The sequence below is a fragment of the Roseateles asaccharophilus genome, assembly GCF_004362405.1.
GTDB classification, from domain to species: domain Bacteria; phylum Pseudomonadota; class Gammaproteobacteria; order Burkholderiales; family Burkholderiaceae_C; genus Kinneretia; species Kinneretia asaccharophila.
In genome coordinates, this window is record NZ_SNXE01000003.1 from 171,270 (window position 1) to 196,111 (window position 24,842).

Here is a 24,842-nt window from a genome sequence, read left to right on the forward strand (position 1 = left end):
ACTCAGGCCGGGCAGGCCACGCCGGCCGCCGGCTGATCGAGCAGCAGGCTCTCCAAGGCCTGCTCCCGCAGGCCGTAAAAGCGCTTGATCTCGGCGATCTGGGCCAGGATCTCGGGGCGTTTCTTCTGCGCGGCGGCCAGCGCCGCACCGCTCTTCTTCACCGCCAGAATCATCTTGTTCTTGCTGGTGTGCTCCAGGGCGATGAACTCGAAGACCTGGGTCTCGTAGCCCTCGGCCTCAAGCAGCAGCGCGCGCAGGGAGTCGGTCACCATCTCGGCCTCCTGGCCCAGGTGGATGCCATGCTGCAGCATGGGCTTCAAGGCCGCGGGCAGCTGCATCTGCGGGCGCAGCTGCTTGTGGCAGCAGGGCGAGCACATGATGATGCCGGCCCCGGCGCGCAGGCCCAGGTGGATGGCGTAGTCGGTGGCGATATCGCAGGCGTGCAGGGCGATCATCACGTCCAGCCGCGCCGGCTGGTAGTGGCGCACATCGCTCTGCACAAAGCGCAGGCCCGTCAGGCCGTGGCGCTGCGCAGCGCCGTTGCACAGGCTCACCATGTCTTCGCGCAGCTCGATGCCGCTGACCTCGGCTTTTCTGCCCAGCACGCTCGTGAGCCAGTCGTACATGGCGAAGGTCAGGTAGCCCTTGCCCGAGCCGAAGTCGCTCACATGCACCTCGGAGCTGGCAGCCAGCGGGCTGCTCTTGAGCGCCGCGCTCATCACCTCGATGAACTTGTTGATCTGCTTCCACTTGCGCGACATGGCGGGCACCAGCTGGCGCTCGCCGCCCTTGGCCTCGTGGGTCAGGCCCAGATCGGCCCAGAAGGGCTTGGCCAGCTCCAGATAGCGCAGTTTTTCCTTGTCATGCCCGGCGTCCGCCGCGGCCGCCGCGGGCGCGGCGTCGGCCCGACGACTCACGCGCAGGCTGGGCCGGCCCTTGCGGCTGAAGGCCAGCTGCAGCTCCTGTTCGGCCGTCTGCAGATGGGCGTTCTGGAAGTCGCGGCCCAGCAGGGCCTCGATCTCGGCCAGACCGGCCTCCAGGGCATGGTTCTTGGTGATGTCCCGGGTCTGGTAGCGCCAGAGAAAGCTCAGGCAGCGCTCGCCGCGCAGCTGCACGGTGCGCACCGTCAGGCGCTCCAAGCCGGCCTCGGCCCCGCTGTACTTGCTCAGCAGCAGCTTGGCGAAGCTGCCCTCGGCCAGGGCGGTCTGCAGCAGGCGCATGAAGCGCTGGCGGTCATCGGCCTGGGCGGCGGGCGGCGGGGTGATCAGCGCGGTGAACATCGGCGTCGGCTAGCGAAAAGCCCGATTTTCCTTCATGAGTGCCGGGCTAGCATCGCGGCATGTCCAAGCACCCTGCCCTGTACCTGCTGATCGCCCCCCTGCTCCTGCTGGCGGCTTGCGCCGCGCCGCGCCAGCCCCAGCCCTTCGAGAACAGCCTGGGCATGCGTTTCGTGCAGATCCCGGCCGGTGAGTTCCTGATGGGCAGCGAGGCCAGCCCCGAGGCGCTGGCCCAGGTGTTTCCCGCCCTGCCGCGCGAGCGCTTCCTCAAGCTGGCCGACGAGGGCCCGGTGCATCGTGTGCGCATCAGCCGCGATTTCTGGCTGGGCCAACACGAGGTGACGGTGGGCCAGTTCCGGCGTTTTCTGGCGCGCTCGGGCTACCGGCCCGAGTCGGTGGCCGACGGCACCGGCGGCTATGGCTGGCGCGCCGACTACGACCCCGCCAGCAGCCCGCGCGGCGATGCCTTCGAGGGCCGCCGCCCCGAATACTCCTGGGCCAACCCCGGCTTTCCCCAGGGCGAGGACCACCCCGTCACCAATATCACCTGGCACGACGCCCAGGCCCTGGCCGCCTGGCTCAGCCAGACCGAGGGCCGGCGCTACCGCCTGCCCACCGAGGCCGAGTGGGAATACGCCTGCCGCGCCGGCACGCGCACGCATTTCTCCAGCGGCGACGACCCGCAAAGCCTGCAGGGCCATGCCAATCTCTTTGACGCTGACAGCGCCCGCCATTGGCCCAAGTGGGCGGCCATGGCCCTGCCCGGCAGCGACGGACATGCCTTCACCGCGCCGGTGGGCAGCTTCGCGCCCAATGCCTGGGGCCTGCACGATATGCACGGCAATGTCTGGGAATGGGTGGCCGACTGGCATGGCGACGACTACTACGCCCAGCTCGCCGCTCAGGGCACGGCCGTGGACCCGCAGGGGCCGGCCGAGGGCACGGTGCGGGTGCGCCGCGGCGGCTCCTGGCACACCTGGGCCTTCTATGCCCGCTCGGCCTACCGCAACTGGAACGATCCCAGCACCCGCTACACCCTGGTGGGCCTGCGCCTGCTGCTGGAAGATGAAGCGGAACAGAAAAAAGAGCGCTGAGGCTCAGGCATAGCTCTGCAGGGCCGGTTCGTCCTGCAGATGCGGCAGGCCGTTGAAGCTGTGCAGGCTCAGGCGCTGGGCATTGAAGACCAGCTCGCTCAAGGCGCTGTTGCGCAGGCGCAGGTTGAGCTCGATGGCGCTCTCGGCCGGCGCCTGCAGCACCTGGGCCAGGGCGCAGGAGATGGGGCCGCCGCTGGAAAGCACCAGCACCTCACCGCCACCCAGGGCCCGTACCTCGTCCAGCACCCCGGCCACCCCGGCCAGGAACTGGGCATGGCTGGGCATGCCCTGCGGTGCGGTCTCGCCCCGCATCCAGGCCTGCAGGCCCTGGCGCAGCAGGCGGAAATGATGCTTCACGCCCTCGGCGTCGCGGGGCGCGGCCAGCGGCTCGGGATGGATGGCGCGGATCAGGGCAGCGCTGTCGTACTCGTCCAGGCCCGGGCGGAGGCTCACCGCCGGCAGCGCCCCACCCCAGCCCTCGGCCAGGGCCGCCAGGGACTGGGCATGGCGCTTGAGCGTGCCGCTGAACACCGCGTCGAAACGCTGGCCGCGTGCGCGCCAGAAAGCGCCCAGGCGCTGGCATTGCTGATGGCCCAGGGGGCTGAGCTGGTCATAGTCGGCCGCGCCGAAACTGGCCTGGCCATGGCGCACGAGATGAAGCATTCCCATGGACGGGAATCATGAGGCCGGCGCCCCCGAAATGCTGTCGCCCCGGCGACCGCGCCAGACTCGGCTAAAATCACCGCCTTCTTTCGTCTTGGCGCGCCCTTTGTCGGTCCCCGCCAGTCATTTTTGTCAACGGAGCCATCATGGGCAACAAGATCAAAACCGAAGCCGACCGCCGCGCCACCCCGCGTCCCGCCGGCCTGACCTTCAGCCACGGCCGCGGCCAGAAGAAGAGCCTGGAGCGCGGCTCGCACACCCGCAGCAAGAAGAACCCGGGCAAGCGTCCGCACTCGGGTTGATCTCGGGTTGATGTCAGGCGGGAGCGCAGCGTCCCGCCATGCCATCCGGTAACAGGCCCAAGCCTCGCGGCAGGGCCTGTTTCTTTTTCAGACCCTCATCACCATGCATTGATCGCTAACCATGATCCGCATCAACGAACTCCGCCTGCCGCTAGCCCACGAGCCCCAGGACCTGCAAGCCGCCGTGCTGGCCCGTCTGGGCCTGGCCGAGCATGAACTCAAGGCCTTCCACATCTTTCGCCGCGGCTACGACGCGCGCAAGAAGAGCGCCATCGTGCTGGCCTACACCGTCGACTGCGAGCTCACGGTGGACGAGGCCGCCCTGCTCAAACGCCTGGCGGACGACAAGAACATCCGGCCCACGCCGGACACCGAATACAAGTTCGTGGGCCATGCCCCGGCGGACTTTTACACCTCGGGCGAAGCGCGCCTGCGCCCGGTGATCGTGGGCTTCGGCCCCTGCGGCCTGATGGCCGCCCTGGTGCTGGCCCAGATGGGCCTGCGCCCCATCGTGCTGGAGCGCGGCAAGAATGTGCGCGAGCGCACCAAGGACACCTGGGGCCTGTGGCGCCAGAGCGAGCTCAACCCCGAGTCGAATGTGCAGTTCGGCGAGGGCGGCGCCGGCACCTTCTCGGACGGCAAGCTCTGGAGCCAGATCTCCGACCCGCGCCACCTCACGCGCAAGCTGCTCAAGGAATTCGTCAAGGCCGGCGCGCCCGAGGAAATCCTCTTCGTCAGCAAGCCGCACATCGGCACCTTCCGCCTGGTGTCCATGATCATCAAGATGCGCGCCGAGATCGAGGCCCTGGGCGGCGAGATCCGCTTCCAGCAGAAGGTCAGCGATCTGCAGATCGAGACCGATGCGGCGGGCCAGCGCCACCTCCGCGGCGTGGTGCTGGAGTCCGGCGAGCAGATCCGCGCCGACCAGGTCATCCTGGCCCTGGGCCACAGCGCGCGCGACACCTTCACCATGCTGCACGAGCGCGGCGTGTACATGGAGGCCAAGCCCTTCTCCATCGGCTACCGCATCGAGCATCCGCAGTCGGTGATCGACGCGGCCCGTTTCGGCCCCAACGCCGGCAACGAGATCCTGGGCGCGGCCGACTACAAGCTGGTGCATCACGCCAGGAACGGCCGCTCGGTCTACAGCTTCTGCATGTGCCCGGGCGGCACCGTGGTGGCCGCCACCAGCGAGCCGCTGCGCGTGGTGACCAATGGCATGAGTCAGTACTCGCGCGCCGAACGCAATGCCAATGCCGGCATCGTGGTGGGCATCTCGCCCCAGGACTACCGCCAGGACGGCAAGACCGATGGCAGCCCGGTGAACCCGCTGGACGGCATGGCCTTCCAGCGCATCTGGGAAAGCCGCGCCTACGAGCTGGGCGGCGGCGACTACAAGGCCCCCGGCTCCCTGGTGGGCGCCTTCATCAAACGCCAGGTCAGCCGCGAGTTCGGCAGCGTGGAGCCCAGCTACAAGCCCGGCGTCACCCTGACCAATCTGCAGCAAAAGGGCTTTGGCAGCCTGCCCGACTACTGCCTGGACGCCATCCGCGAGGCCCTGCCCGCCTTCGAACGCCAGATCAAGGGCTTCAGCATGGCCGACGCCGTGCTCACCGGCGTGGAGACCCGCACCTCCTCGCCCCTGCGCCTGACCCGCGGGCGGGACTACCAGAGCCTGAATGTGCGCGGCCTCTACCCGGCCGGCGAGGGCGCGGGCTATGCCGGCGGCATCATGTCGGCCGGCGTGGACGGCATCGAGGTGGCCGAGGCCCTGGGCCGCGAGCTGCTGGGCCTGGGCGCGCCGGCCTGAGCGACCCGTCACGGGGATGCGCTACCCTGCGGCTCACACGGCCTGGCGCCGCGTGAGCCGCCAAGAGGGAGAAGCACCATGTCAGACCAGCAAGCGGGCCTGGGCCCGGCCATTCCCGTGCTGCGCATCTTCGACGCGGCCAAGGCCCGCGAGTTCTATCTGGACTTCCTGGGCTTTGCACTCATCTGGGAACACCGCTTCAGCGACGATCTTCCGCTCTATGCCGAGATCGCCCTGGGCGACTGCTGCCTGCATCTGAGCGAGCACCATGGCGACGCCTGTCCCGGCTCCCGCCTGCGCATCGCCTGCGAGGATCTGGATGCCTACCAGCGCAGCCTGCTGGACAAGCACTACGGCTATGCCCGCCCCGGCATCGACGAACAGCCCTGGGGCCGCGAGATGACGGTGGCCGATCCCTTTGGCAACCGCCTGACCTTCTTCGATCCCAGCGAAGACGACTGAGCGCGGCGCCTCATCGGCGCCCCATCGACGTCTTAGCGCCCCGACTCCAGCCCCCGCACCCGGCTCATGGCCAGGGCCGCGGCGGCGGTGCGGGTCTCCACGCCCAGCTTCTCGAACACATGCTCCAGGTGCTTTTGCACCGTGCGCGGGCTGGAGCCCAGGATGTCGCCGATATCGGCATTGGTCTTGCCCTTGACTACCCAATAGAGCACCTCGGCCTCGCGAGCGGTGAGCTTGAAGCTGTGGACCAGACCGTCCATCAGGGCCGCATCATCGGCCTCGCGCATCACGATCAGCCACTGGCCCTCGCCCAGGGCATCGGGGTCGACCGCGTGCAGGGTGAAGGACAGGCGCTTGGCGCCGCGGCTGCTGAGCGCGGCCACCGGCGCATCGGGTTTGACCGGCGGCAGCACCGTCAGACCCACGGGCTCGGCCCCGGCGCGACGGCGCAGGGCCTCGCGGTGCAGCCAGACCAGCACCTCGGGCGGCAGGCGGCCGCGCTCGAAGTGGCCGCCGCTGAAGTACTCGGCCATCAGCTGGCGCGCCAGCGCCGTCTGCCAGACGCAGCGCCCGTCCGCTTCATGCACCGCCAGGCTGGCGTGGCCAAAGGCGTCCAGCGCATTGCGGGCCTGGCGCTGGGCGCGCGCGCTGCGCAGATGGGCGGCAATGCGGGCCAGCACCTCGCGCGGGCGTATGGGCTTGGTCACATAGTCCACACCGCCGGCCGCGAAAGCCGCCTCCACATGCTCGGTATCCGTGAGCCCGGTCATGAAGATGATGGGGGCGGCCGCGCTGCGCGGATCGGCCTTGAGCCGGCGCGCCACCTCGAAACCGTCCAGGCCGGGCATCAGCGCGTCCAGCACCACCACATCGGGCGGCATCTGGGCAGCACTCTCCAGCGCGGCCTCGCCGTTGAAGGCCACCAGCACGGTGTAGCCCGCCTCGTCCAGCGCGTCGTGCAGCAGGGCGAGGTTGTCCGGTACATCGTCGACGATGAGCACGCGCTCGGCATGCGAGGCGACGGGGGGGTTGGGCAGCAGCTTTTTGAGGTCTTCGCTCACGGTTCAGTCTCCGGAAGACTCCGGTTGCAAGGCCCGTGCCACCAAGCGGCTCATGGCCTGGAGCTGGAACTCGCGCGCCAGGGCGCGCAGCTCGGTCACGAAGTCGGCCCCGTCTGCGCCCGCGGCGCCGGCCTCGCCGGCCATGCGCTCCAGCTGCTCGCGGATACCCTTCACATGGCCCTGCTGCAGCTGGGCCTGCAGCTGCTCCAGGCTGGCCCGCGGGGGCAGGCTGCGCCCGGCGGTAGGCGCGGCCGGCGCAGGTGCCATGCGCGCGCGCAGCCGCCATTGCAGGCCCAGCTGCCGGCCCAGCCAGTCCAGCAGCTCGTCCACCCGCACCGGCTTGAGGATGAAGTCTTCGGGGCCAATGCCCTGGCCGTTTTCCAGGCCGCGGTCAAAGGCATTCGCCGAGACAATGGCCGCCGGCGCCTGGCTCAGGCCCTGGGCACGGATGGCCGCCAGGGTCTGCCAGCCGTCCAGGCCCGGCATGGCCAGGTCCAGCAGCAGGGCCTCGGCCGGCCAGTCGCGCAGGATCTCCAGCGCCGCGGCGCCGCTGGCGGCCAGGCGCAGCTCGAAGCCCAGAGGCTCCAGCACGCTGGCCAGCAGCTGGCGGTCGGCCTCCTCGTTGTCCACCACCAGCACACGCCGCGCCGGCCCCTCGAAGCCGATGCGCGCCGCGCGGCGCTGCTGCTGGGCCAGCGCCCCCTCGGCCAGGCGCGGCAGGAAGAGCTTGAGGCTGAAGCAGCTGCCCTGCCGCGGCGTGCTGCTGACCTTGAGCTCACCGCCCATCAGCTCGGTCAGCATGCGGGCGATGGTCAGGCCCAGGCCCGTGCCACCGCCCCCAGCGCCATGGCCGCGCTCGAAGGGCTCGAACACGCGCTCCAGCTCCTCGGCCGTCATGCCGGGGCCGGTGTCGATGATCTCGAAGCGGGCCATCTCCCCGGCGTAGCTCAGACGCAGGGTGACCGAGCCCTCGGCCGTGAACTTGATGGCATTGCCCAGGATATTGATCAGGATCTGCTGCACCCGCTTGCCATCGGCCCGCACCCAGTCGGGCAGCCGGGCCGGCGCCCGGTAGTCGAAGGCCAGGCCCTTGGCCTGGGCCTGCAGGGCCAGCAGGCGCACCAGATCGTCCAGGGCCTCGCGGCAGGCCCAGGGCCCGGGCTCCAGCTTGAAGCGCCCGGCCTCGATGCGCGCCAGATCCAGGCTGCCCTCAATCAGGGAGAGCAGGTGCTCGCCGCCGCGACGGATCACCGTGACGGCCTGGCGGCGGTGGGCCGGCATGCGCTCGTCCTCGTCCAGGATCTGGGCATAGCCCAGGATGGCGTTGAGCGGGGTACGCAGCTCGTGGCTGATGCTGGTGATGTAGCGGGTCTTGGCCTCGTTGGCCGCCTCGGCCTGGGCCTTGGCCTGCTGCAGCTGGGCATCGGTGCGGCGGTGTGACTCGATCTCGGCGTGCAGGGCCTGGGTCTGGCGGCGCGACTCCTCCTGCGCCACCTGGCGGCTCTTGTGCGTGAGCACCAGCCACCAGGCTATCACGCCCGAGAGCAGCAGCAGAGCCACCAGGGCCTTGGCGTAGGAGGCGCGCAGATGGGGCGCCAGCGCGGCCTGGGCCTCCTCGCCCAGACGAACCAGCTCATGCTGGTAGAGCAGGCCGAAAAGCAGCAGCAGCACCGGCAGCACCAGGGCCATCAGGCCCAGGTACTGGATCAGGCCGCTGTCCAGCAAGGGCCAGAGCCGGCGCGGCAGCAGGCGCTGCAGCAGGCCGCGCGCCTGCACGGCCAGACGGGCCTGGGGCTTGCACAGGTCCTCGCAGCGCGCATCCAGCGAGCAGCACAGCGAGCAGATGGCGCCGCGGTAGGCGGGGCAATGCGCCATGTCCTCGCCCTCGTACTCGCGCTCGCAGACCACGCAGCGCTGCGGCTTCAGGCGCTGGTAGGCGGGCTCGGGGGGCGGCCGAGGTATTTCGTCGGCCTGGGGGCTCCAGCTCTCACGGGCGATGTAGTAGCGCCCGCCGGTGGCCCAGGCGATCAGGGGCGAGACCAGCAGGGCCGTCACCAGGGCGATCAGGGCCGAGAAGGCCTGGGCCAGGGGGCCGAAGACGCCCAGATGCGCGGCGATGGACAGCACCGAGGCGGCGGCCATGGCGCCCACGCCCACGGGGTTGATGTCGTAGAGATGGGCGCGCTTGAACTCGATGCCCGGCGGCGAGAGGCCCAGGGGCTTGTTAATCACCAGATCGGCCACCACGCTCATGATCCAGGCGATGGCGATATTGGCGTAGAGGCCCAGCACCCGGTCCAGGGCATGAAAGAGCTCCATCTCCATCAGCAGCAGGGCGATCAGGATGTTGAACACCATCCAGACCACGCGTCCGGGGTGGCTGTGGGTCAGGCGCGCGAAGAAATTGCTCCAGGCCAGGGACCCCGCATAGGCATTGGTGACATTGATCTTGAGCTGGGACACGATGACCAGCAGGGCCGTGGCCGCCACCGCCACATCGGGGCGGCTGAACACGGTCTCGAAGGCCACCAGATACATCTGGTTGGGGTCCACCGCCCGCTCGGCCGGCACCATGAGCTGGATGGCCAGAAAGGCCAGCAAGGCGCCACCCAGCATCTTGAGCACGCCGATCAGCACCCAGCCCGGGCCGCCGATGAAGACCGCCGCCCACCAGCGCCAGCGCCCCTTTCCCGTCTTGCCCGGCTCGGGGGCGGGCATGAAGCGCAGATAGTCGACCTGCTCGCCCATCTGCGTGATCAGGGCGATGCCCACCGTCATGGCCGCGCCGAAGAGCGGCAGGCTGAACGCTCCACCCTGCCCCTGAGCATGCACGCCCGCATAGTCGCGGATCTGCGCCGGCAGGTCGGGGTAGTGCATGAACACATAGACATAGGGCAGGATCAGCAGGCCCAGCCACAGGGGCTGGGTCCAGACCTGGAGCCGCGCGATGGAGGTGAGGCCATGGGTCACCAGGGGCAGCACCACCAGGGCGCAGATCAGATAGCCCCAGGCCGGCGGAATGTCGAAAGCCAGCTCCAGCGCATAGGCCATGATGGCGGCCTCCAGCGCGAAGAAGATGAAGGTGAAGCTGGCATAGATCAGGCTGGTGAGGGTGGAGCCGATATAGCCGAAGCCCGCGCCGCGGGTGAGCAGGTCCATGTCCAGGCCGTAGCGCGCCGCATAGACGCTGATGGGCCAGCCCGCCAGCAGGATGATGGCCCCCGTGGCCAGGATGGCCCAGAAGGCGTTGATGAAGCCGTACTCCACCAGCAGGGTGGCGCCCACGGCCTCCAGCACCAGGAAGGACGCGGCACCAAAGGCGGTGTTGGCCACCCGGCCGGCCGACCAGCGCCGAAAGCCGTGCGGCGTGAAACGCAGCGCGTAGTCCTCTAGGGTCTCGCGGGCCACCCAGGCGTTGTAATCCCGGCGAATCTTGATGACGCGCTGTACGGGGGGATCCGGCTGGACGCTGGCGGCGGCGGGCTGCATGCTGACTCCCTATCAAAAGCCATGCCCGACAGACTCCCCCCTACCGGCTTGGCCGGCCCCCTCAAGGGGGCGCACCCCGGCGGACCGGCAAAGCCGGATCCGCGGGTGCCGCTCGGGAATGCAACCGTTCACCGACAGGCAAGCCGCATATCTGGCACACCTCCTGCAAGAAGGCGTTCATGGAACTCACTCCCCGTGAAAAAGACAAGCTGCTGATCTTCACCGCGGCCCTGCTGGCCGAGCGCCGCAAGGCGCGTGGGCTCAAGCTCAACTACCCCGAGGCGGTGGCCCTGATCAGCGCCGCCATCATGGAAGGCGCGCGCGACGGCAAGACCGTGGCCCAGCTGATGAGCGAGGGCAAGACCGTGCTGCGCCGCGAGGAGGTCATGGAGGGCATTCCCGAAATGATTCCCGAGATCCAGGTGGAAGCCACCTTCCCCGACGGCACCAAGTTGGTGACCGTGCACCAACCCATCGCATGATTCGAGAACACGCACCATGTTGAAGAACTACAGTCCTGTGCTCCTGCTGATCCTGCTCGCGAGCGAAGCGGCCGCCCACGAGGGTCACGGCATGCCCGGCAGCAGCCACTGGCATGCCAGCGATGTGCTGCTGCCCCTGCTGGTGGTCGCCTGTGCCGCCCTGGGCTGGTGGCTGGGCCGTCGCAAGTGAGGAGCGGGCGATGATCCCCGGCGAACTGCTGATCGATGACGAGAGCGCCGTGCATGCGCTCAACCCCGGCCGACGCACGCTGAGCCTGGTGGTCGAGAACGCCAGCGACCGGCCCATCCAGGTCGGCTCGCACTACCACTTTGCCGAGACCAATGCCGGCCTGCGCTTCGACCGCGCGGCCGCGCAGGGCATGCGGCTGAACATCGCCTCCGGCACGGCCGTGCGCTTCGAGCCCGGCCAGCAGCGCACGGTGCAGTTGGTGGACTACGCGGGGGACCGTCAGGTCTGGGGCTTCCGCGGCCTGGTGCAGGGGGCACTGTGATGAGTCAGATGGGCAGGCGTGCCTACGCCGAAACCTTTGGCCCCACCGTGGGCGACCGCCTGCGCCTGGCCGACACGGCCCTGGTGATCGAGGTGGAACAAGACCTGACCCTGCGGGCCGGCGGCTATGGCGAGGAGGTCAAGTTTGGCGGCGGCAAGGTGATACGCGACGGCATGGGCCAGTCGCAGCGCCCCAACGGCCCCGGCCCGGCCGACGCCATGGACTGCGTGATCACCAATGCCCTGATCATCGACCACTGGGGCATCGTCAAGGCCGATATCGGCCTGCGGGGCTGCCGCATCGCGGCCATCGGCAAGGCCGGCAACCCCGATGTGCAGCCCGGCGTGGACATCGTGATCGGCCCCGGCACCGAGATCATCGCGGGCGAGGGCATGATCGTCACGGCCGGCGCCATCGACACCCATATCCACTTCATCTGCCCGCAGCAGATCGAGGAGGCGCTGATGTCGGGCGTCACCACCATGATGGGCGGCGGCACCGGCCCGGCCACCGGCACCTTTGCCACCACCTGCACGCCCGGCCCGGCCAATATCGAGCGCATGCTGCAGGCGGCCGAGGCCTTCCCGATGAATATCGGCTTTCTGGGCAAGGGCAATGCCAGCCAGCCCGAGGCCCTGCGCCAGCAGATCGAGGCCGGCGTGATCGGCCTCAAGCTGCACGAGGACTGGGGCACCACGCCCGCCGCCATCGACTGCTGCCTCTCGGTGGCCGAGGAGACCGATACCCAGGTCTCCATCCACAGCGACACGCTCAATGAGAGCGGCTTTGTGGAGGACACCATTGCCGCCACGAAGGGCCGTACGCTCTGCGCCTTCCACACCGAGGGCGCCGGCGGCGGCCATGCGCCCGACATCATGCGCGTGGTGGGCGAGGCCAACTTCCTGCCCTCCTCCACCAACCCCACCATGCCCTACACGGTGAACACCGTGGACGAGCATCTGGACATGCTGATGGTCTGCCACCATCTGGATGCCAGCGTGGCCGAGGACCTGGCCTTTGCCGAGAGCCGCATCCGGCGCGAGACCATTGCGGCCGAAGACGTGCTGCACGATCTAGGCGCCATCTCCATGTTCTCCTCCGACAGCCAGGCCATGGGCCGGGTGGGCGAGATGGTGATGCGCTGCTGGCAGACCGCGCACAAGATGAAGCTTCAGCGCGGCGCCTTAGGCGGACCGGGCGGCGACACGGCCCGCCACGACAACGAGCGGGTCAAGCGCTATATCGCCAAGCTCACGATCAACCCCGCGCGCTCGCATGGCACGGCGCACGAGATCGGCTCCATCGAGGTGGGCAAGTGGGCGGATCTGGTGCTGTGGCGGCCCGCCTTCTTCGGCGTCAAGCCCAGCCTCATCCTCAAGGGCGGCTTCATCGCCGCGGCCGCCATGGGCGACCCCAATGCCAGCATCCCCACGCCCCAGCCGGTGCACTACCGCCCCATGTTCGGCAGCTTCGGCGGCGCGCTGTCGGCCGGTTCGCTGAGCTTTGTCTCCCAAGCCGCCGAGCAGGCCGGCGTCAAGGAGCGCTACGGCCTGAAGAAGACCGTGGTGGCCGTGCGGGGCAACCGCGGCATCAGCAAGCGGGACATGGTGCGCAACGACTATCTGCCGCAGATGAGCATTGACCCGCAGACCTACGAGGTGCGCGCCGACGGCCAGCTGCTGAGTTGCGAGCCCGCCACCGAGCTGCCGCTGGCGCAGCGCTATTTCCTGTTTTAAGGGCTTTTTCCGGGCATTGTGAGCCGCGCTTTGAGGCAGCATGCCGACCATGGACGGTCTGGCCGAACAGGTGGTGGCGTGGCACAACCGCAACCCCCTCGCAAAGCGCATCAGCATTTACGACGTCCACACCATCGGTGTGGTGGCCCTGCCCTTTGTCGGGGGCAGCGCTTCCCCACGTCCGCAGGCCGCGCAAGCGCTGCAGCGCGAGCCGGTCATGGATCCCCTGCCCGCGGAGCCGGACGCGCCCGCCCCCGAAGCCCAGGACGCGCCACCTGAGCCGGGGACCGACGCCAGCGCGGCCCCCCCCCCCGCCCCGGCCCTGGATGCCGGTCCAACCCTGCCGGCCCACCTGGCCCCTGCCGGCGCCGGCACACCCAAGGCCCTGCCCGCTTGGCTGCGCTGGCTGCCGGCCCCGCTGCGCGCCTGGCTGCCCGAACCCGGCGGCGCCCAGCGCCTGTTCAGCGAACGCTTCATCAGCCAGCTCTCACCACGCCGCATCGCCCGCTTCGCCCTCAAGCACGGCCATCGCGAGCAGCCTGGCGAGGCGGACTGGCCCCAACGCGCCATTGCCATCGATGAGGGACTGATGAGCAAGGCCGCACGCCGCGGCCTGGGCAGCTGGCCCTATGAGATCTATCTGATGAGCGCCGGCGTGGATGCCGGGGCCTCGCGCACCCGCATCCTGATGGCCTATGACGCGGACTACCGCCTCAAGGTCCTGGGCCGGCGCTGCCTGAATCCCCTGGCCCTGGCCGTGCTGGCCGCCTTGCTGCTGCTCTTCGTGGGCGCGCCGAGCATGTGGCTGATGGGGCGCCAGCAAGCCAAGGAAGCGCCCGCGGCGGCGGCTTCGGCCCCGGCCGCCAGCGCCGCGGCGTCCGTCGTGGCGGCGCCTGCCGGCTCGGCGCCGCCGCCCGCCACGCCGGCCAGCGCGGCCAGCGTGGCCGCCAGTCCGGCCGCGCCCGCGTCAGCCGCCGCCAGCGAGGCCTTGCCCGCCGAGCCCGCGGCCTCGATCGGCATGGTCATTGGCGAGAGCTCTGAACCTGCGCCCGATATCCGCCCGCAGCTGGTACCTCGACGCGCCGACCAGGCCGATCGCCCACCGCTGCGCAGCACCAGCGCGGCCGCCAGCGCGCCCGCCAAGACCGCCCCATCCGAGGCCCAGCCGCCGGCTCGCACCGAAGCCGCCGCCGAGGGCAAGTCCCCGCCCTCGCGCGCCGCCGCCAGCCCGGCGGCCGGCCGCAGCCCCGAGCGCGCCCTGAATGAGGAGGCGCAGGAAAGGTCGCGTGCCCGCGCTACTGGCTCTGCCGGCTCTACGGGAGCTACCGGCAGTGCAGGCGAGAGCAGTGGCGGCAAGATGGCCGCGCCGAGCGGCAAGCAGGTGGCCCTGGTCAGCCCCGCCAGCGCCAGCAAGGCCGAGGCCGAGGCGGCACTGGAACGCATGCGCAGCCTGCTGGGCGAAACGGTGCGCGACCCCAGCAGCCTGCAAGGCTATGTCTTCCAGACCCATGAGGGCTGGCGCGCTGCGGTCTGGCCCTTCCCCAGCCGCGAAGAGGCTCAGCTGGTGAATGCCATTCTGGTGGCACGGGGCTTGCGTACGCGAGCGGTGGATTTCTAGCCTTTCTGGCCTACAGTGCCACCCATGCTGACCGTCAACAAACTCCTCCCCCAAGGGCGCGGCTTGGCCGCCGTCCTGCTCAAGCGCGCCCCCCAGATCGAACTGGACTGGGATGTGCGGCAGAAAAGTCGCTTCGACGCCACGGACAGCCAGGGCCGGGCGCTGGCCGTCTTCCTGCCGCGCGGCAGCGTGGTGCGCGGCGGCGATGTGCTGGTGGCCGAGGACGGCAGCCTGATCCGCGTGCTGGCCGCGCCCCAGCCGGTGCTGGAAGTGCGGGCCTGCGCCGAACACGGCAGCCCGTTTGACCTGCTGCGCGCCGCCTACCACCTGGGCAACCGCCATGTGCCGCTGGAGCTCAAGCCCGACCATCTGAAGCTGGAGCCCGACCATGTGCTGGCCGAGATGCTGCGCATGATGCATCTGGTGGTCACCGAAACCCAGGCCGCTATCGAACCCGAGTCGGGTGCCTATGGCAGCGAAGGTCATGGCGGGCATGGACACAAGCACGAGCACCAGCACGCCCATGTGCACGGCCCGGGCCGCGGCCATGAGCACACGCATGAGCATCCGCCCGCGGCCGCGCCAAGCCCGCGAGGCAAGCCGCTGAACATCGCCGTCACCGCGGCGGCGCCGGCCCAGCCGCATGTGCACGGCCCCGGCTGCAAGCACTGAACCGCCCCACCCCATGCCCCGCGTGCGCGCGCCCGCCGCGCCGGTGAGTGCCGGCGCCTGGCTGCAGCTGATGCAGCTCGCCTCCCCTGCCCTGCCGGTGGGCGGCTTCAGCTATTCGGAAGGCCTGGAGTCCGCGGTGGACAGCGGCCTGGTCAGCGGCGAAGTCCAGGCCCGGCAATGGCTGCTGGACCAGCTGGCCCTGGCCCTGGGCCGGGCCGATCTGCCGGCCTGCGCCGCGGCCATGCGGGCCTGGCAGCGCGAGGACCTGAGCCGCGTGCAGGCGCTCAATGACTGGGTGCTGCAGACCCGCGAGACCCGCGAGCTGCGCCTGCAGAGCGAGCAGATGGGGCGCTCCCTGCTGGAGTGGCTGCGCAACCGTGGCGACGCCGCAAGACCTGACACCGCCCGGCGCCTCCAGGCGCTGGCGGCCTTGCGCCCGGCGCCCAGCTGGCCTGTGGCTTTTGGCCTGGCCGCCGCACTGACGGGCGCACCGCTGCGCGAGGCCATGCTGGCCCATGCCTTTGGCTGGGCCGAGAACCTGGTGGCGGCCGCCATCAAGGCCGTGCCCCTGGGCCAGAGCGCCGGTCAACGCATACTGGAGGCCCTGGGTCAGGCGATTCCCACCGTGGTGGACGCAGCGCTGGCACAGACCGAGAGCCAGCGCCAGGCGTTCAGCCCGGGCCTGGCCATTCTCTCGGCCCGGCACGAGGCGCAGTACTCGCGGCTGTTCAGGTCCTGAGCGCCGCTGCGCCCTGGGGTCTACGCTCAGCTGGCGCTGCCGCCCAGCAGGCCCTCACGGGTGCTGGCGCGAATCTTGGGGCCCAGCCAGACCTTCATCATCATCTTGAAGAACTGCTCGCCCTGGATCGGGTCGCTCAGGCGCTTGTCGTTGAGCGTGAACTCGGTCGTCTTGTCGACGGCGTTGTAGTCGATCACGACCAGATCGCCCTTCTCGACCCGGCTGCGCTGGCCAAACACCGCGCCGAGCTGGGAGATGGCGACGATATTGGCGCCGAACTCTTCCGAGCTGACGTTCTGCCGGATGCGGTCCAGCATGGCGTTCGCCAGATCCTTGGCGGCCACGGACCTGAGCATGTAGAACTGGATGCGCTTGGAACCGCCCACCGCGCCCGCGCCCTCGGGCGTCGTCTGCTTGCTGCTCAGATACAGCGCCACGACGGTGGAGCGGGTGGACAGGATGCTCGACGTCGCCACGCCGTTCAACACCAGGCTTTGCTTGCCGACGGCCACGGTGGATGGGAAGTCAAAACCCTCGAACTTGAGGTCCTGGGCCTGTGTGGAACCTGCCGCCAGCAACAGGGTGAGTGCGAGGGGGCGTAGTAGCTGCAGCATGTTGTCTCCTGAAAATGCAGCAGCGCCGCATGCACGGATACTGCCAAGGGCGCGATGATAGAGATGTGCGTATAGCGATGCAGCCCGCCAGCCCGGTAAGAGTTGGCACCAGCCCCCGATTCGGCAGGACACTCTAGAGTGAGCGCTGTGAATCTGCGGAGGAGGCTGGCAGCATGCCGGGCCGATTCGCCGGGCGCCGCCCAGCATCGCCGTCATCAGGACCCGCTATGAAGAAGTACATGCCCTCCCTCGCGGCCGCCATGGTCGCCATCAGCGGCGGCGCGCAAGCCACCGAAAACGGCCAGCTGCGCGCCCTGCTGGGTGCGCCCGGTTTCGAGATGGCGTCACCCCAGTTCCCCGGCGTTTATGGCCAACTCTGGCTGCAGAACTACCGCGCCAAGCAGTTCAAGGGCAACGACGGTCAGCCCCTGCAGACCACGGCCAACACGCCCCTGGGGCCGCTGGCCCTGCGCGTCGAGGGCGAGATCGAGGCCGATGTCTTCGTGGCGCGCGGCACCTGGGTGAGCGACTTCCGTGTGGCCGAAGGTCGCGTGGGTGTCTCCGCCTCCCTGCCCTTGATCCAGCAGCGCAACGACATCCGCTTGAGCGCTGAGCTGCCCGCCGGCCTGTCCGCTCAGGCAGCAAGTGCCGTGCAAGGCCTGCTGGCTCAGCAGGGCGCGGCACGCTCCGGCAGCAAGAGCGGTGCCGGCGACCTGGACCTCACCGGCTTCGTGGACTGGCAAGAGGACGAGAGCCGCCTGGTGCTGGGCATGAGCGTAGTGGCACCGACCGGCAGCTACGACGCACAGCGCGCGGTCAACCCGGGCACGGGCAAATACTGGACCCTGCGGCCGGTGCTGCTGAGCTCGGCCGTGTGGGAAAACGGTCTGGAGCTGGGCCTGCGCGCCACCTACTCCTTCAACAGCCGCAACACGGCCACCGAGGTGCGCTCCGGCCAATACCTGCATGCGGACTATGCCGCCATGTACCGCCTCAATGACGCCTGGCGCATGGGCCTGCAGGGCTATCTGGTCGAGCAGACCACGCGTGACAAGGGGCCCGGCGTGGCCGCACACGGCAACAAGGCCCGGGTCCATGCCCTGGGCCCCATGCTGGCCTATATGTCGGAGAGCGGCATCTGGTCCGCCGACATCAAGGTGCTGAACGAGTTCTCGGTGCGCAACCGCCCCGAGGGCCGCACCGTCTGGCTGCGCCTGAATCTGCGCCTGGACTGAAATAGGCCAGAACCTGGCCCGCAGGCCGACCGGCCCGCGGGCTCCGGCACGGCGTCAGGAGCGGTAGTCGGCGTTGATGCTGACGTAGTCGTGGCTCAGGTCGCAGGTCCAGACCGTGGCCTCGGCCACGCCACGGTGCAGCTGCACGCGCACCGTGATCTCGCTTTGCTTCATCACGCGCTGGCCGTCTTCCTCGCGGTAGGCCGGATGGCGACCGCCCTTGGTCACCACATGCACATCGTCCAGGTGCATCTCGATCAGGGTCTGGTCCAGATCGGCGATGCCGGCATAGCCCACGGCGGCCAGGATGCGACCCAGATTGGGGTCACTGGCAAAGAAGGCGGTCTTGACCAGGGGCGAGTGGGCAATGGCATAGGCGGCCAGCTGGCACTCGGCCACATCGCGGCCACCCTCGATCTTGACGGTGATGAACTTGGTGGCCCCCTCGCCGTCGCGCACGATGGCCTGGGCCAGCTGCTGCGACACCGCGATCACGGCCTCGCGCAAGGCCTGACCCTCGGCACTGGCCAGGGACTCGATACGGGCATGCCCCGCCTTGTGCGTGGCGATCAGCACGAAGCTGTCATTGGTGGAGGTGTCGCCGTCGATGGTGATGCGGTTGAAGCTGGCATCGGCCGCCTCGGTCACCAGGGCCTGCAGCAGCTCGGGCGCAATATTCGCGTCGGTGGCCACATAGCCCAGCATGGTCGCCATATTGGGGCGGATCATGCCGGCGCCCTTGGAGATGCCGGTCACGGTGACGGTGTGGCCGCCGATCTGCACCTGCCGCGATGCGGCCTTGGGCAGGGTATCGGTGGTCATGATGCCGGCGGCGGCGTCGGCCCAGTTATCCGGCTTGGCGGCAGCCAGGGCCGCGGGCAGGCCGGCCACGATGCGGTCCACCGGCAGGGTCTCCATGATCACGCCGGTGGAGAAGGGCAACACCTGTTCGGGCGCGATGTTCAGCAGACCGGCCAGGGCGGTGCAGCTCTGGCGGGCACGGGCCAGGCCATCCTCGCCGGTGCCGGCATTGGCATTGCCGGTGTTCACCAGGATGGCACGGATGCCGCGGTCGGCCTCGAGATGCTCGCGGCAGATCTGCACTGGCGCGGCGCAGAAGCGGTTCTTGGTGAAGACACCCGCCACCGAGCTGCCCTCATCGAGCAGCACCACCGTCAGATCGCGCCGATCCGCCTTGCGTATGCCCGCCATCGTGACGCCCAGGCGCAGGCCGGGCACGGGATGGAGGGAGGCAGGGTCGGGGGCGCTGAGGTTGACGGGCATGGCGGTCTCGCGATGAAGAAAAAAGACAGAGCTGGAAGTCGAATGAACAGGGCCGACCGGCAGGCCAGCCCGGGAACCCGCAACACGGGATGGCGCGGATTGTAGGGAGAGATTGAGCCCTCGCGCGCCCTGCGCACGCAAGCATCACGAAGCCCCAAAAGACAAAGGGCTCCCCGCAGGGAGCCCCTCATGGTCAGGCCAGAACCGTTCAGCGCTGCTGACGGCGGCGAGCCACGAAGCCCACCACGCCCAGACCGGCCAGCAACATGGCATAGGTGCCGGGCTCGGGAACGGCGGTGACGGTGACTAGGTCTTGGAAGTTGTCACTGGACAGACGTGTGATCTGATAGCGCGCGGGACCTTGATAGGCCACCGCATCGCCCAGGTAGCTATTGACCAGAGACGTAAAGTCAAGGTTCTGAGCATTGGTACCTTGGCTCAGGCCATCAAAGTAGAAGCTCCCCTGACCCTGACTAACACTCAACGTCTTGGCCGTCTCATTGGTGATCTCCCAGACGGCCATCTGGAAAGCTGCTTGCTGGGTGGCATCACCCAGGGTGGCGTAATGACGCGAGAACAGGCCTTGCAAGGCTTTGGACTGATCGCCACTGAAGCTGCCGACGGTATAGCTCTGCAGGCCGTTGGCAGCAGTTGCATAACTCTGGCCAGGCTCAATGCAGAAAGCCATAAAGCTCTTGCCAGCTGAGTCCTTGAAGTACAGCGAGCCTGTTTCGTAATCATCCGTCTCCGAGGTGTAGACGTTGATCGACGGGCCGAGCTTGTCAAAAACCAGGCTCAGCTGCCCAGCAGCCGACGCGGCGCTGGCGGCACCCAGGGCAAATGCAGCAAACAGAACGGACGGGATCGTGCGCATGAAGTGGCTCTTGTGAACGTTTGTTGGCAGATGCAGGGAACCTAATCAGGCCTGCTTGCGACGACGGCGATGAGCGATCAAGGCGCCAGCAAGCGCCAAGCCGGCCAGAGCGAACGACTGCGGCTCGGGAACGGCATTCGCCAGGGGTAGGAAGCTGCCAGCAAAGGAACCGATAGCCTTGCTGTTGGAGTCCTCGCCCATCACATCCAGCTTCCAGTCGCCTGCGCTGAGTCGGGTCTGAGGCAGGGTCCAGACTTCGTAACTCACCTTACGGCCACCCGCCAACTCCTCTTCATCCACGCTCTTCTTCAGAGCGATGAGTTCCGTGCCATTGGTCAGCACCGCGGAGCTGATCAGCACATCGTGACTCTGCTTGCTGTGGGTACGGAAATAGCCGGAGTAAAACTGCTCTACCGCAACCGTGAAGCCGAACTGCTTCTCGAAGCCGCCTTTCTTCAGGTTGCCACTTTCGATCATGACCGGACCAGCCGAAGCAGAAGCAGCAGCGACAGCCAAGGTGGAGAACAGAGCGATGTGCTTGATGGTCTTCATGGGCAGTTTGCGGGGCCAGGTTTTATGTTTGCCTTGCGGTGCAATGAACCTCCCTGCACCGGTAACCTAACTTTAGGGGGGAAGGCTTGACAAGGGCACCCCTCAAGCCGGGGCCGGCTGCGCGATTTGTGCGCAATGCGTCACGCTGAACAGGTCCAACACCCGGCTCAGCAATGACAAAGGGCGCCTAGGCGCCCTTTGTCGGTCTGCGATGCCGGCTCTCAGCTGAGCTTGCCGTGGCAGTGCTTGTACTTCTTGCCGCTGCCGCAGGGACAGGGGTCGTTGCGGCCCACATGGGCCGCAGCGGCCAGGGCCGGGTCTTGCGCCGGATCCTGGGACACCGAGCCGTCCTCGTTGGGATGGGTGTAGGTGACGTTGCTGACGCTCTCGGCGCGCTGCTCGATGGCCTCGGCCGCCTGCGTGGCCTCTTCCTGGCTCTGGATGCGCACATTCAGCAGCACGCGGGTGACTTCCATCTTCACCACATCCAGCAGCTGCGAGAAGAGCTCGAAGGCCTCGCGCTTGTACTCCTGCTTGGGGTTCTTCTGGGCGTAGCCACGCAGATGGATGCCCTGGCGCAGATAGTCCAGCGCAGCCAGGTGCTCACGCCAGTGCTGGTCAATGCTCTGCAGCAGCACCATGCGCATGAAGGGCGTGAACTGCTCCAGCCCCACGCGCTCAAGCTTGTCGGCAAAGATGGCTTCACCGGCCTGCAGCACCTTCTCGAGGATGTCCTCGTCGGTAATGGCATCGCTCTTCTCGACGGTGCCCTGCAGATCCACGGCGATCTGCCATTCGTCCTTGAGCACGCGCTCCAGGCCGGGCAGATCCCATTGCTCTTCCAGGCTCTCGGCCGGCACGAAGCCGCGCACCACATCGCTCAGGGCGCTCTGGCGCAGATTGTTGATCTGGGCCGCCACGTCCTGGGCTTCGAGGATGTCGTTGCGCTGCTGATAGATGACCTTGCGCTGGTCATTGGACACATCGTCGTACTCGAGCAGCTGCTTGCGGATGTCGAAGTTGCGGCCTTCGACCTTGCGCTGCGCGCTCTCCAGCGAGCGGCTGACGATGCCGGCCTCGATGGCCTCGCCCTCGGGCATCTTCAGGCGGTCCATGATGGCGCGCACGCGTTCGCCCGCGAAGATGCGCATCAGCGGATCGTCCAGCGAGAGGTAAAAGCGCGAACTGCCGGGGTCGCCCTGGCGGCCCGAGCGGCCGCGCAGCTGGTTGTCGATGCGACGGCTCTCGTGGCGCTCGGTGGCGATGATGCGCAGACCGCCCTCGGCCTTGACCTTCTCGTGCAGGCCGCGCCATTCATCGCGCAGCTGCTGGATGCGACTGGCCTTCTCCTCGGCGGACAAGCTCTCGTTCGCCTCGATGAACTGAACCTGCTTCTCGACATTGCCGCCCAGCACGATGTCGGTGCCGCGACCCGCCATATTGGTGGCGATGGTGATCACGCCGGGCCGACCGGCCTGGGCAATGATCTCGGCCTCCTTGGCGTGCTGCTTGGCGTTGAGCACCTGGTGCGGCAGCTTGGCCTGATTGAGCAGCGTGGAGATGAGCTCGGAATTCTCGATCGAGGTCGTACCCACCAGCACCGGCTGGCCGCGCTCGTGGCACTCGCGGATGTCCTTGAGCACCGCGTCGAACTTTTCCTTGGAGGTCTTGTAGACCAGGTCCAGCTCGTCGCGACGGATGGTCGGGCGGTTCGGCGGGATCACCACGGTCTCCAGACCGTAGATCTCCTGGAACTCATAGGCCTCGGTGTCGGCCGTACCGGTCATGCCCGCAAGCTTGCCGTACATGCGGAAGTAGTTCTGGAAGGTGATCGAGGCCAGGGTCTGGTTCTCGCTCTGGATGGCCACGCCTTCCTTGGCTTCCACGGCCTGGTGCAGACCATCGCTCCAGCGGCGACCCGTCATCAGGCGGCCGGTGAACTCGTCCACGATCACCACCTCGCCGTTCTGCACGACGTAGTGCTGGTCCTTGTGATACACGTGATGCGCCCGCAGCGAGGCGTACAGATGGTGCATCAGGGTGATGTTGCCGGCGTCGTAGAGGCTGGCGCCCTCGGGCAGCAGACCGGCCTGGCTGAGCAGGCGCTCGGCGTTCTCGTGGCCGTCTTCCGTCAGGTAGATCTGGTGCGACTTCTCGTCCACCGTGAAGTCACCCGGCTCGATCACGCCCTCGCCCGTGCGCAGATCCAGTTCACCGATCTGGCGCTTGAGCAGGGGGGCGACCTTGTTGATGGCCTGGTAGAGGTCGGTCTGGTCATCGGCCTGACCCGAGATGATCAGCGGAGTGCGGGCCTCGTCGATCAGGATGGAGTCCACCTCGTCCACGATGGCGAAGGCCAGACCGCGCTGCACACGGTCGGCGGTCTCGTAGACCATGTTGTCGCGCAGGTAGTCGAAGCCGTACTCGTTATTGGTGCCGTAGGTCACATCGGACTGGTAGGCGGCCTGCTTCTGCTCCCGGGTCATCTGGGGCAGATTGATGCCCACGCTCAAGCCCAGGAAGTTGTAGAGCTTGCCCATCTCCTCGGCGTCGCGCCGCGCGAGGTAGTCGTTCACCGTCACCAGATGCACGCCCTTGCCGGTCAGGGCATTCAGGTACACGGGCAGGGTGGCCATCAGGGTCTTGCCCTCGCCGGTGCGCATTTCGGCGATCTTGCCCGCATGCAGCACCATGCCGCCGATCAGCTGCACATCGAAGTGGCGCATCTTGAGCACACGCTTGCCACCCTCGCGGCAGACGGCAAAGGCCTCGGGCAGCAGGGCGTCGAGCTTTTCGCCGCCGGCAACGCGCTGCTTGAATTCGTCGGTCTTGGCGCGCAGCTGCTCGTCGCTCAGGCCCTCGAACTGGGGCTCCAGTGCATTGATCTGCTGCACCACGCGGCGGTATTGCTTGAGCAGCCGGTCATTGCGGCTACCGAAAATCTGGGTGAGAAGCTTGGGCAACATGCAGCAGCGTCTGAGGTGATGGCCGGTCCCGCCGCCGCCCGCAGGCGGCGCACGGGCCCGAGGGCCTTGCGGTCTTGTAGAGGATCTGGGCCTGGCAATTGGGGCCGGTTCCGGGCATTGCAAGCCGGCTCACAGCCGGCATAAACCCTGAGCCCCCGCCGGGCCGCAGAAAAACCCGCCGAGTTTAGCACCGCCCACATGACGGCCCGGGCGGCCCACTACACTGAAGCCATGTCCAGCAAGCGCCGAATCACGAGCTCGCTCAGCAAGAGCAGCGGCCCCTATGTGCCCGACCCGCAGCCCCTGAGCCAGGCCCTGGCCCAGCACCAGGGCCTGGCGCGACTGGGCCGGCTGCTGCAGGAGTCGAACCGGCGCATGGCCATCGTCGAGGTGGCGCTGCCCGGCGCCATGCGCCGCTTCGTGCGCGCCGGCCCCGTGGACGAAGAGGGTTGGACCTTGCTGGCCGCGAACGCCGCCGTGGCGACCAAGCTGCGCCACTTGCACCCGCGCCTGCTGGAACTGCTGGCGGAAGCCGGCATCCCGCCCGGCGAGCTCCGCATCAGGGTTCTGCAGAGCACCGGCGGCTGAGGCTCATCACCAAGAAAAAGCCCCGCGAGCCGTGAAGGCTGCGGGGCTTTCTTGAAAAACTGGTGCCGGCTGCAGGATTCGAACTCGCGACCTACCGCTTACAAGGCGGTTGCTCTACCAACTGAGCTAAGCCGGCTCAGCACGGCGAGAAACTCGCCGAACTGCGCTCGCCATTGTAGGCGAAGAAATTGCCACCTCACCCGAAGCAGAGGCCAGCACCGAGGGCCGGGACTGTCGCGGGTGCGGAGCTGTTACTTGATGCGCTTGAGCGCGGGCCGCCCTGCGCCGGGCGCGGCCGGGCCGCCCTCGGGATCACTGGGAGGCTCGTCGGCGGACGCGGTCTGTTCCGGCGCTTCGCCCGCCCCACCTGCACCGGCCAGGCGCAGGCCTCGCAAGGGCGTGCTGCCGGGTTTGGCCGGCGCAGCCGTGCCCGCCACCGGGGGCGCATCAGCGGCAGACACCGCGGGAGCGGGAAAGGCCATGCCCTGACCGTTCTCACGGGCATAGATGGCCACCACATGGTCCACCGGCACAAAGATCTCGCGAGCCACGCCGCCAAAGCGCGCCTTGAACTGGATGTGCTCGTTGCCAAGCTCCAGCCCGCTGGTGGCATCGAAACCGATGTTGAGCACGATCTCGTTATTGCTGACGTACTCCTGCGGCACCTGCACCGAGTGATCCACATGCACCGCGATGTACGGCGTAAAGCCGTTATCGGAGCACCACTCATGCAGGGCCCTGATCAGATAGGGCCGTGTGGAGGCGCTGGAATTGCCGGCGGAGCTGCCGTCGCTGCTGTGATCCATGAGCTC

The 24,842-nt window shown here is 68.2% G+C and carries 23 protein-coding genes and 1 tRNA gene; 13 read left to right on the plus strand and 11 right to left on the minus strand.

The annotated features are described in order from the left end of the window. Positions 1 to 2: 2 nt before the first annotated feature. On the minus strand, positions 3 to 1,280 hold the full coding sequence (locus DFR39_RS08615; RefSeq protein WP_133603151.1) for a class I SAM-dependent methyltransferase: 1,278 nt from the start codon (positions 1,278 to 1,280) through the stop codon (positions 3 to 5). 59 nt (positions 1,281 to 1,339) lie between these two features. Here DFR39_RS08615 and DFR39_RS08620 point away from each other — a divergent pair, with 59 nt between their 5' ends. Then, on the plus strand, positions 1,340 to 2,371 hold the full coding sequence (locus DFR39_RS08620) for a formylglycine-generating enzyme family protein (RefSeq protein ID WP_133603152.1): 1,032 nt from the start codon (positions 1,340 to 1,342) through the stop codon (positions 2,369 to 2,371). A 3-nt stretch (positions 2,372 to 2,374) separates the two neighbouring features. Here DFR39_RS08620 and DFR39_RS08625 read toward each other — a convergent pair whose 3' ends face one another. Next, positions 2,375 to 3,040: a histidine phosphatase family protein gene (locus DFR39_RS08625; protein WP_133603153.1), complete on the minus strand. Its 666-nt coding sequence runs from the start codon at positions 3,038 to 3,040 to the stop codon at positions 2,375 to 2,377. Positions 3,041 to 3,180: 140 nt separating this feature from the next. Between DFR39_RS08625 and DFR39_RS19815 the strand changes: the two genes are divergently transcribed. The 3 genes from DFR39_RS19815 to DFR39_RS08635 all read left to right on the plus strand — a co-directional run bounded on the left by DFR39_RS19815 (position 3,181) and on the right by DFR39_RS08635 (position 5,608). Beyond that, entirely contained in the window at positions 3,181 to 3,336 is a 156-nt protein-coding gene (locus DFR39_RS19815; RefSeq protein ID WP_162849462.1) for a hypothetical protein, read from the plus strand. 121 nt (positions 3,337 to 3,457) lie between these two features. Further along, positions 3,458 to 5,146 (plus strand): NAD(P)/FAD-dependent oxidoreductase, encoded by a 1,689-nt coding sequence (locus tag DFR39_RS08630; protein ID WP_133603154.1) that lies wholly within the window; start codon positions 3,458 to 3,460, stop codon positions 5,144 to 5,146. A 78-nt stretch (positions 5,147 to 5,224) separates the two neighbouring features. After that, positions 5,225 to 5,608, plus strand: coding sequence for a glyoxalase superfamily protein (locus tag DFR39_RS08635; protein ID WP_133603155.1), 384 nt, complete (start codon positions 5,225 to 5,227; stop codon positions 5,606 to 5,608). Between the two features lie 32 nt (positions 5,609 to 5,640). On the opposite strand, the gene DFR39_RS08640 is transcribed toward DFR39_RS08635, so the two are convergent. After that, a complete protein-coding gene (locus tag DFR39_RS08640; RefSeq protein WP_246030754.1) occupies positions 5,641 to 6,669 on the minus strand; it encodes a response regulator in 1,029 nt (342 codons plus the stop codon). A 3-nt stretch (positions 6,670 to 6,672) separates the two neighbouring features. Continuing rightward, positions 6,673 to 10,158: an ATP-binding protein gene (locus DFR39_RS08645; protein ID WP_133603156.1), complete on the minus strand. Its 3,486-nt coding sequence runs from the start codon at positions 10,156 to 10,158 to the stop codon at positions 6,673 to 6,675. A gap of 179 nt (positions 10,159 to 10,337) precedes the next feature. Here DFR39_RS08645 and DFR39_RS08650 point away from each other — a divergent pair, with 179 nt between their 5' ends. Genes DFR39_RS08650 through DFR39_RS08675 form a run of 7 tightly spaced genes read left to right on the plus strand, consistent with a single transcriptional unit; the run spans position 10,338 to position 15,917 of the window. After that, positions 10,338 to 10,640: an urease subunit gamma gene (locus DFR39_RS08650; RefSeq protein WP_133603157.1), complete on the plus strand. Its 303-nt coding sequence runs from the start codon at positions 10,338 to 10,340 to the stop codon at positions 10,638 to 10,640. A gap of 16 nt (positions 10,641 to 10,656) precedes the next feature. Continuing rightward, on the plus strand, positions 10,657 to 10,830 hold the full coding sequence (locus tag DFR39_RS19820; RefSeq protein WP_162849463.1) for a hypothetical protein: 174 nt from the start codon (positions 10,657 to 10,659) through the stop codon (positions 10,828 to 10,830). A gap of 10 nt (positions 10,831 to 10,840) precedes the next feature. After that, positions 10,841 to 11,152 (plus strand): urease subunit beta, encoded by a 312-nt coding sequence (locus DFR39_RS08655; RefSeq protein ID WP_133603158.1) that lies wholly within the window; start codon positions 10,841 to 10,843, stop codon positions 11,150 to 11,152. Next, entirely contained in the window at positions 11,152 to 12,888 is a 1,737-nt protein-coding gene (ureC, locus tag DFR39_RS08660) for an urease subunit alpha (protein WP_133603159.1), read from the plus strand. Before DFR39_RS08655 ends, ureC begins: the two co-directional genes overlap by 1 nt. Before the next feature lie 40 nt (positions 12,889 to 12,928). Next, positions 12,929 to 14,506, plus strand: a complete 1,578-nt coding sequence (locus DFR39_RS20370; RefSeq protein WP_162849464.1) for a hypothetical protein — start codon at positions 12,929 to 12,931, stop codon at positions 14,504 to 14,506. 24 nt (positions 14,507 to 14,530) lie between these two features. Continuing rightward, the gene (gene ureE / locus DFR39_RS08670) at positions 14,531 to 15,178 is read left to right on the plus strand and encodes an urease accessory protein UreE (RefSeq protein ID WP_133603160.1); all 648 of its coding nucleotides are present in this window, start codon (positions 14,531 to 14,533) and stop codon (positions 15,176 to 15,178) included. Between the two features lie 13 nt (positions 15,179 to 15,191). Continuing rightward, on the plus strand, positions 15,192 to 15,917 hold the full coding sequence (locus tag DFR39_RS08675) for an urease accessory protein UreF (protein ID WP_133603161.1): 726 nt from the start codon (positions 15,192 to 15,194) through the stop codon (positions 15,915 to 15,917). Between the two features lie 26 nt (positions 15,918 to 15,943). On the opposite strand, the gene DFR39_RS08680 is transcribed toward DFR39_RS08675, so the two are convergent. Further along, entirely contained in the window at positions 15,944 to 16,531 is a 588-nt protein-coding gene (locus tag DFR39_RS08680; protein WP_162849465.1) for a chalcone isomerase family protein, read from the minus strand. 227 nt (positions 16,532 to 16,758) lie between these two features. On the opposite strand from DFR39_RS08680, the gene DFR39_RS08685 reads away from it, so the two are divergent. Then, positions 16,759 to 17,766 (plus strand): SphA family protein, encoded by a 1,008-nt coding sequence (locus DFR39_RS08685; protein WP_162849466.1) that lies wholly within the window; start codon positions 16,759 to 16,761, stop codon positions 17,764 to 17,766. Positions 17,767 to 17,820: 54 nt separating this feature from the next. Here the strand turns inward: DFR39_RS08685 and argJ are convergent, their stop codons facing one another. From argJ to secA, 4 genes are all read right to left on the minus strand, one after another. Then, the gene (gene argJ / locus DFR39_RS08690; protein ID WP_133603164.1) at positions 17,821 to 19,050 is read right to left on the minus strand and encodes a bifunctional glutamate N-acetyltransferase/amino-acid acetyltransferase ArgJ; all 1,230 of its coding nucleotides are present in this window, start codon (positions 19,048 to 19,050) and stop codon (positions 17,821 to 17,823) included. A gap of 208 nt (positions 19,051 to 19,258) precedes the next feature. Next, positions 19,259 to 19,924, minus strand: coding sequence for a PEP-CTERM sorting domain-containing protein (locus tag DFR39_RS20150; protein ID WP_246030755.1), 666 nt, complete (start codon positions 19,922 to 19,924; stop codon positions 19,259 to 19,261). Between the two features lie 45 nt (positions 19,925 to 19,969). After that, positions 19,970 to 20,476: an FxDxF family PEP-CTERM protein gene (locus DFR39_RS08700; RefSeq protein WP_133603165.1), complete on the minus strand. Its 507-nt coding sequence runs from the start codon at positions 20,474 to 20,476 to the stop codon at positions 19,970 to 19,972. Positions 20,477 to 20,697: 221 nt separating this feature from the next. After that, a complete protein-coding gene (gene secA, locus DFR39_RS08705; protein ID WP_133603166.1) occupies positions 20,698 to 23,442 on the minus strand; it encodes a preprotein translocase subunit SecA in 2,745 nt (914 codons plus the stop codon). A 231-nt stretch (positions 23,443 to 23,673) separates the two neighbouring features. Here secA and DFR39_RS08710 point away from each other — a divergent pair, with 231 nt between their 5' ends. Beyond that, entirely contained in the window at positions 23,674 to 24,030 is a 357-nt protein-coding gene (locus DFR39_RS08710) for a hypothetical protein (RefSeq protein WP_133603167.1), read from the plus strand. Between the two features lie 60 nt (positions 24,031 to 24,090). Here DFR39_RS08710 and DFR39_RS08715 read toward each other — a convergent pair. Further along, a tRNA-Thr gene (locus DFR39_RS08715) sits at positions 24,091 to 24,166 on the minus strand. Positions 24,167 to 24,281: 115 nt separating this feature from the next. Beyond that, positions 24,282 to 24,836, minus strand: a complete 555-nt coding sequence (locus DFR39_RS08720) for a ClpXP protease specificity-enhancing factor (RefSeq protein WP_133603168.1) — start codon at positions 24,834 to 24,836, stop codon at positions 24,282 to 24,284. Between the last annotated feature and the right edge of the window lie 6 nt (positions 24,837 to 24,842).